We start from the raw sequence: 7,233 nt of genomic DNA, 5'->3' as shown, positions 1-7,233 counted from the left end.
GGCCCGCGCGCAGGGGGCGTTCACCCGGGACGACGTACGGGTCGCCCGTGCCGCCGCCCGCCGGACGGCGGTCGCCGTCGAACACGCCCGGCTCTTCGCCCGGTCCGTGCGCACCGCCGCCGAACTCCAGCGCGCGCTGCTGGGCGACCCCGGGCTGCCGCACCCCAACCTCCAGCTCACCACCCGCTATCTGCCTTCCGGCGCGGGCACCGTGGTGGGCGGTGACTGGTTCGGCACCGTACGGCTCCACTTCGGGCGGACCCTGCTGGTGGTGGGTGATGTGATGGGCCACGGGGTCGAGGCCGCCGTGGACATGAACAGCTACCGTACGGCCCTGAGGGAGGTGGCGGCGGCGGACCTGCCGCCGCACCGCGTGCTGCGCCATCTCGACCAGCACATCGCCGCCGGGTCCGCCCGCCGCCCGGCCACCTGTCTGCTGGCCCGGGTGGACCCCGCCCGCGGGCTCGTCACCTTCTCCAGCGCGGGCCATCCGCCACCGGCGGTCTTCGGCCGTGACGGAACCGCCGGACTGGTCGACGTCCCCGTAGGGCCGCCGCTCGGCACCGGCGTCGGCGGCTACGAGACGGTCTCCCGCGCCCTGCACCCCGGGGACACCCTGCTGCTGTTCACCGACGGCCTGATCGAGCGCCGCCACGAGGACATCGACACCTCCCTCGCCCGGCTCTCCCGGCCCGTGCCCGACCCCGGCGCCCCGCTGGACGACCTGGTGGACGGACTGCTGACGCGACTGGACGCGGCGCACGCGGAGGACGACGTCGCCGTGCTCGCGGCGAGAATCCACAGCCAGGGAGCACCGCAGGAGTGAGCCGGAGCCACGGTCCGGGGCACCAGCGAACCGGTGGAGCGCGGGCGCCGGCGCGGACGGTCATGGCATCCGCCACAGTGGGCGACCTCGTACGGCGACGTCGTACGGCCGCCGGGGCCGGCGGGCCACCTCGTACGGCGACCTCGTACGGCCCGCCGGGGCCGGGACCGGCGGGTGAACCGTACGGTTCGCGGGCCCCGACCGGCAGTTGAGCCGTACGGTCAGCGGGCGCCCACCGACTCCAGCGCGAGCGGCGCCAGCACCCGGGCCACCTCGGCGTAGCCGCGCGCCGAGGGGTGGAACCGGTCCCGGGCGAACAGGAGACCCGCCTCGTCCGCGACGCCGCCCTCCCTGCCCGGAACGTCGCCCGCCGCGGGCAGCGGCACATACCGCACGCCGCTGCCCGCCGCACTCCGCAGCAGTACCCGGTCCATCCGGCGTGCCCGCAGCCCCAGGACGGCCCGCAGCGGCTGGGGCAGCGCGCGGAAGTGCCCGACGGGAGGCATCCCGGAGAAGACGACGGGCACGCGTGCCCCCCACCGTTCGCGGAGCGTGCCGACCAGGACACCGAGATCGCGCCGCCAGGCCCGCAGCCCCCGGTACCGCAGCAGATCATTGATCCCCACCACGACGACGACCAGATCAGGGTCGCCGCCGCCCTCCGGGACCGGCTCGCGGCCCGCCGCCTCCCGCCCGGCGGACGCGTCGTCGGCGAGCAGCCGCGCGGTGGAGACGGCGGTGGCTCCGCTGCGGGCCACCACGCGCCAGCGCACCGGGCGGCCGGTACCGGCGGCCATCCGGGCGGCCAGTTGACCGGCGAGCCCCTGGCTCTGGTGCGCCACCCCCACTCCCGCGGCCATGGAATCACCGGCCACGAGCAGCCGGAGCGCCGGGCCGTGCCCGGACGACCCGCGGGGCGACCCGCCGGATGAACCGCCGGGCGACCCGCCGGATGACCCGTCAGACCACCCGCCTGGCGACTCGCCCTCGGTACCGGCCGCGACCGGAAGGCGCGGGGTCCGCCGCCTCACCCACAGGGCCTGCGGAATCAGCGCGGGGGCGAGCAGCAGCGAGAGCGGCCGGACGGCATGGCTCATGGGCCCGGACATCGGCGTATCCCCGTACCGCTACCGGGCATCCCGGCGCCGTGCCGGGTCCCAGGACTTGTCCCGGCCGGCGGCCAGTCGGACCCCGGGGGCCGCGGAGCCGCCGGCAGCGGCCGGACCATGACGGTCAGATCGGTCACAAGCCCCGACGTTCCGTACGTCAGCAGATCGAACCCCTGGAGGGACCGGCCTGCCACCCGGGCCTCGAAGAGCAGCACCTGGCTGAGTGCGCCCGCTTCCCCCTCGTCCGTCAGTTCGCGGGTGTACCGGAGGTCCTGGCGGATGTCCGACAGGGCGTACAGGGCCGCGGCCACCCGGTGGCGCCCCCGGCAGGGGTGGGCCGTGGCCGGGCTGAAGAAGGTCACATCGGGCGCGAGTGTCCGTGCGACGGCCGGGAAGTCCAGCGCTTCGACGGCCTCGCGGTAGGCCAGGGGCTTCATGGCGCCGGGAGATCCTCTCGTCGTCGGCCGGGGTGCCGGGCTGGCGGGCGGAGTCGGTCGGCGACGGGCTCTCCCCGGCCGGGGCGGCGTCGCGGACGTACGCCACAGGGTGCCCTTGTCGTGTGGGTGGGCGTGCGGTTGACTTCAACACTGTTCCTTCGTCTGGTAGTTGAGAAGACGTCCCTGCTCGATTGTGCGGTCAACTGTAGGTTGAGCGGGTGCGATTGACAGTCAACTTTCAGTCGAATCCACTATGAGGTGATGAGGGAAGGGAAGAAGTGACGGGATCACGGCAGCCGCCTGCCCTCTGCGGTCAACTGGAGAGACTCTTCGACAGCATCCGGCCCGAGGGGCTGCGCGGGCGCAGGTACACCAACGACGAGGTGGCCCTCGCGGTCAAACGGGAGGCCCCCGGGGTGCGGGTGAGCGGTGCCTACCTCTCGGCCCTGCGCAGGGGTTCGAAGACGAACCCGTCGACCGAACTGCTCCAGGCTCTGGCGGCGTTCTTCGGCGTACCCGCCGCGTACTTCTTCGACGAGGGGGCCGCACAGCAGGTGGACGCCGAGATCGCCCTCGCCAGGGTGGCCCGGAACAACGAGGTGCGCGACCTCGCGCTGCGCGCCCTGGAACTCTCCCCGGAGAGCCTCGCCGCGGTGAGCCGGATCGTCGAGGTCGTCCTGAGGGGCGATGGGGCCTCCTCCGCGCACGGTACGCGGGGCGACGGGACCTCCTCCGGGCACGGCACGCGGGGCGAGGACTGATACCCGACCGGCCGCGACCGGCGGGCCGACGGAGGGCGGTGCGCCGATGAAGCGGAGAGCCATGCGGCGAGTCTGTGCCTCGCTGGTCCGCGGCCTGGATGTCCCGCCACCCGCCGGCCCCGGGCAACTGATCGATGCCCTGTGCCGCCGGGTGGCGGAACGGTCCGGACGCGCGGTCCGCCATACGCTGGTCCCCTTCCCCCCTCGTACGGTCAGCGGTCTGTGGATCGCCACCGGCGACACCGACCACATCCTGTGCGAGCTGCGCACCAGCCCCTGGCATCAGTTGCTCATCACCTGTCACGAGATCTGGCACATCGTGGAGCCACGCCGCTCCGGCGACGGTGCCGGTTCCGCACCCGCGCTGTCCGGGATGGACCTCGGCACTCTCGACGCCAGCGCCCTCGGCCGGATCATGGCCGCCCGCGGCCCCTATGACGCCGCGTCCGAGCGGGACGCCGACCTCTTCGCCTCGCTGCTGCTCGCCCGGCTCACCCGGACCCCGCCCAGGGCGGGCCGGGAAGTCCCCGGTGAGCCGGCCCTGCACCGGGTGGAGCGCACGCTCGGCAGCGACGGCGACGAGGGCTTCGTAGGCGACGGGGGCTTCGTATGACGGGGCGGACCATCGGCTACTGGACCTGTGCCGTCCCACTGTGGGTCGTGTTCGCCGCGAAACTGTCCGGGCTGCGCCATTCCGGCCGCGACCCGATGCGCCGGGCCGTGTGTGCGACGGTCTTCTCCTGTGCGGCGATCCTCACCCTCTGCGCCCCCGAGTCGATCCGCGCGGTCAACCAGTTGTCCGGGGTGCCCAATCTGGCCTTTCTGATCAACTTCTCGCTGGTGGTGGACCTGTCGGCCGCCGTACGGGTCCTCATCGTGTACTGGCAGGAGCCGCGCGAGGCGGCCCGGGTGATCGTCATCCGGTGGACCGTGGCGTACGGCCTGGTCGTGGTGGCGATGACCGCGCTCTTCTGGTTGGGCGACGCACCCGTGGCGCGGTACATCGACTTCGAGACCTACTACGCGACCGAACCGGCGATCGCCGCGTTCACCCTGCTCTGTCTGGCCGCCCAGGCGATCGCGATGGCCGGCGTCGTCCGGGCGTGTCTGCGCTGGGCCCGGCTGGCCGAGGACCCCTGGCTTCGGCGGGGGCTGCGGCTGATCACCACCGGTGCCGCCTTCGGGATCGGGGTGAGCGCCCTGAGGGCCACCGCGATGGCCGCGCGGTGGGCCGGTACGGACTGGGACCGCCTCAACACCACGGCGTCCGCCCTCTGCGCCATGGCCGGACTCACCCTCGGCGCACTGGGCTTCGCGCTCCCCGCGTGGGCGGGCCGCTTCGCCCGGTTGCGCGACCGGCTCGACTCCCGCCGGGGCCATCGGGCGCTCTTCCCCCTGTGGGACGCGCTGCGTACGGCGGCGCCCACCATCGTGCTGCCCGCCAGGATCCCCTGGTGGCACCTCCAGTTGCGGCTGACCCGTCGGCTCGCCGAGATCAACGACGGCAGGCTCGCCGTCTGGCAGGCCACCGACGAGCGTGTCGCCGCCCGCGCCCGGAGCCTGGGCCGCGAGGCCGGACTGCCGCCGGACGAACTCACCGCCGTCGTCGAGGCCGCGCTGCTGAAGGGCGCCATCGCCAGCGCCCGAACACCCCCGCACGGGCCCCCGCCGGACACCCCACCCCGGCCCGCGTCCGCGTCCGGCGCCCCTGAGGGCATGGATGAACTGGCCTGGCTGACCCGGGTCGCCCGCGCGTTCGCGGACTCACCCGTGGTGGCCGATGCGGTACGCACCGCGGGCCCCCGCCACCCCGTGGCGGGGACGGAGCGACCCACGGCGACGAGCCCTTAGGGCTTCTCGTTTGGATCTTGCTGGGCTCGCGTGCCCTGGCACCGCACCTCGCCGCGTTGTCGTCAGTCGCCTACGCTCCGCGTGGACTCCCTCCTCCGCCTTGCGATCCACGGCACCAGACCCCGCTCCCTGACCCAGCCTGATCCAAACGAAAGACCCTAGGGCGCTTCCGACGGCGCCCCGCCGACAGGACCAGGGCCTACCGGACAGATCGGGGTCTACCGGGCGGACCAGAGTCTACCGGGCGGACCAGGGCCTGCCCGGCAGTCCAGGACCTGGTCCTGACAAAAGATTAGATGTCCCGAAAGATCTCGATCTGTGCACCCACCGAGTTGAGCCGCTCCGCCAGCTCCTCGTACCCCCTGTTGATCACATACACGTTCCGCAGTACGGAGGTGCCTTCGGCCGCCATCATCGCCAGCAGCACCACCACCGCCGGTCGCAGGGCGGGCGGGCACATCATCTCCGCGGCGCGCCAGCGGGTGGGGCCCTCCACCAGGACGCGGTGCGGGTCGAGGAGCTGGAGCCGGCCACCCAGCCGGTTGAGATCGGTCAGATAGATCGCCCGGTTGTCGTAGACCCAGTCGTGGATCAGCGTCTGGCCCTGCGCCACCGCCGCGATCGCCGCGAAGAACGGCACATTGTCGATATTCAGCCCCGGGAACGGCATCGGGTGGACCTTGTCGATCGGCGCCTCCAGCTTGGAGGGGCGCACGGTCAGATCGACCAGCCGGGTCCGGCCGTTGTCCGCCGAGTACTCGCTGGAGCGGTCGTGGTCGAGGCCCATCTCCTCCAGCACCGCCAGCTCGATCTCCAGAAACTCGATCGGCACCCGGCGGATGGTCAGCTCGGACTCCGTCACCACGGCGGCGGCCAGCAGGCTCATCGCCTCCACCGGGTCCTCGGAGGGGGAGTAGTCGACATCGACGTCGATGGTGGGCACCCCGTGCACGGTGAGCGTCGTGGTGCCCACGCCTTCGACCCGTACGCCCAGCGCCTCCAGGAAGAAGCACAGGTCCTGGACCATGTAGTTGGAGGAGGCGTTGCGGATGACGGTCACCCCGTCGTGGCGGGCCGCCGCGAGCAGCGCGTTCTCCGTCACGGTGTCACCGCGTTCGGTCAGGACGATCGGCCGGTCCGGCACCGTCGACCGCTCGACCCGCGCGTGGTACAGCCCTTCGGTCGCGGTGATGTCGAGACCGAAGCGGCGCAGCGCGATCATATGCGGCTCGATCGTGCGCGTACCGAGGTCGCAGCCGCCCGCGTACGGCAGTTTGAAGGAGTCCGCCCGGTGCAGCAGCGGGCCGAGGAACATGATGATCGACCGTGTCCGGCGGGCCGCGTCCGCGTCGATGGCGCCGAGGTCGAGCCGGGCGGGCGGCACGATCTCCAGGTCCAGGCCGTCATTGATCCAGCGGGTGCGTACGCCGATGGAGTTGAGCACCTCCAGCAGCCGGTAGACCTCCTCGATACGCGCGACCCGGCGCAGCACCGTACGGCCCTTGTTGAGCAGGGTGCCGCAGAGCAGCGCCACACAGGCGTTCTTGCTCGTCTTGACATCGATGGCACCGGAGAGACGGCGCCCGCCGACCACCCGCAGATGCATGGGCCCGGCGTATCCGAGCGACACGATCTCGCTGTCGAGCGCTTCGCCGATACGCGCGATCATCTCAAGACTGATGTTCTGGTTACCGCGTTCAATGCGATTGACCGCGCTCTGGCTGGTACCGAGTGCCTCGGCCAGTTGCGTCTGAGTCCAGCCGCGATGCTGTCGTGCGTCACGGATGAGCTTGCCGATGCGTACGAGGTAGTCGTCTCCCATGCGTTGGAGGCTATCTCAGATATGAGATGGGTCGCGCGCTGGGGGTGGCGGATGGGTGAGGGCCCGCCGGGCGCGTGCGGCACGCTCTTTGACGGTCCGTCCATTCCGCGCACCGCGCCAGCCGGGGTGGCCGTTCGGGTGCCGGTGCGCTGGCGCGGGGGCGGGAGGGTGGTGCCGTCACCCGCGCGTACGGGTGCCGGTGCTCCGCCGCCTGGGGGAGTGCCTCTTTCGCCGCCCCTCCGTCACGGGCGCCCGCCCCCCGCCGGGCGCCAACGCGAGGTGCCCCCGGCCACAGTGGCCGGGGGCCGGGGCGAGTCCGTCGACCGGCCCTCCGGGCTCGCATCCCCCGAGGGGTGTGGCCGGAGCGGCACCCGCTCGGGCCGCCCGGGTGCCGGTGAATGCCCTTCGGTGGTGCACGGCCCGAGCC

The 7,233-nt window shown here is 72.7% G+C and carries 7 protein-coding genes; 4 read left to right on the top strand and 3 right to left on the bottom strand.

Translation table 11 applies throughout. The features are described 5' to 3' along the window. Nucleotides 1-826 (top strand): PP2C family protein-serine/threonine phosphatase (locus tag ACWF94_RS27935; RefSeq protein WP_453494229.1); only part of this gene is annotated, 826 nt, incomplete at its 5' end. 221 nt (nt 827-1,047) lie between these two features. On the opposite strand, the gene ACWF94_RS27930 is transcribed toward ACWF94_RS27935, so the two are convergent. Together ACWF94_RS27930 and ACWF94_RS27925 are read right to left on the bottom strand one after the other, a co-directional pair. Further along, a complete protein-coding gene (locus tag ACWF94_RS27930; protein ID WP_453494232.1) occupies nt 1,048-1,923 on the bottom strand; it encodes an SGNH/GDSL hydrolase family protein in 876 nt (291 codons plus the stop codon). After that, the gene (locus ACWF94_RS27925; RefSeq protein WP_453494226.1) at nt 1,920-2,372 is read right to left on the bottom strand and encodes a nuclear transport factor 2 family protein; all 453 of its coding nucleotides are present in this window, start codon (nt 2,370-2,372) and stop codon (nt 1,920-1,922) included. Before ACWF94_RS27925 ends, ACWF94_RS27930 begins: the two co-directional genes overlap by 4 nt. A gap of 278 nt (nt 2,373-2,650) precedes the next feature. On the opposite strand from ACWF94_RS27925, the gene ACWF94_RS27920 reads away from it, so the two are divergent. From ACWF94_RS27920 to ACWF94_RS27910, 3 genes are read left to right on the top strand one after another with little or no spacing between them, the layout of a single operon-like run. Beyond that, a complete protein-coding gene (locus tag ACWF94_RS27920) occupies nt 2,651-3,133 on the top strand; it encodes a helix-turn-helix domain-containing protein (protein WP_453494223.1) in 483 nt (160 codons plus the stop codon). Between the two features lie 46 nt (nt 3,134-3,179). Further along, complete coding sequence (locus ACWF94_RS27915) at nt 3,180-3,746, top strand: toxin-antitoxin system, toxin component (RefSeq protein WP_453494220.1); 567 nt, start codon at nt 3,180-3,182, stop codon at nt 3,744-3,746. Beyond that, the gene (locus tag ACWF94_RS27910) at nt 3,743-4,984 is read left to right on the top strand and encodes an MAB_1171c family putative transporter (RefSeq protein ID WP_453494218.1); all 1,242 of its coding nucleotides are present in this window, start codon (nt 3,743-3,745) and stop codon (nt 4,982-4,984) included. Before ACWF94_RS27915 ends, ACWF94_RS27910 begins: the two co-directional genes overlap by 4 nt. 292 nt (nt 4,985-5,276) lie before the next feature. On the opposite strand, the gene ACWF94_RS27905 is transcribed toward ACWF94_RS27910, so the two are convergent. After that, complete coding sequence (locus tag ACWF94_RS27905) at nt 5,277-6,806, bottom strand: helix-turn-helix domain-containing protein (RefSeq protein ID WP_453494215.1); 1,530 nt, start codon at nt 6,804-6,806, stop codon at nt 5,277-5,279. Nucleotides 6,807-7,233: the final 427 nt, after the last annotated feature.

The organism is Streptomyces sp. NPDC055078, assembly GCF_053607985.1.
This window is presented reverse-complemented; position numbering and strand designations above follow the sequence as displayed.

Coding starts and splice junctions, on each gene's coding strand:
- ACWF94_RS27925 (WP_453494226.1), bottom strand. CDS start 2,372: ATGAAGCCCCTGGCCTACCGCGAGGCCGTCGAAGCGCTGGACTTCCCG.
- ACWF94_RS27930 (WP_453494232.1), bottom strand. CDS start 1,923: ATGAGCCATGCCGTCCGGCCGCTCTCGCTGCTGCTCGCCCCCGCGCTG.
- ACWF94_RS27910 (WP_453494218.1), top strand. CDS start 3,743: ATGACGGGGCGGACCATCGGCTACTGGACCTGTGCCGTCCCACTGTGG.
- ACWF94_RS27915 (WP_453494220.1), top strand. CDS start 3,180: ATGAAGCGGAGAGCCATGCGGCGAGTCTGTGCCTCGCTGGTCCGCGGC.
- ACWF94_RS27905 (WP_453494215.1), bottom strand. CDS start 6,806: ATGGGAGACGACTACCTCGTACGCATCGGCAAGCTCATCCGTGACGCA.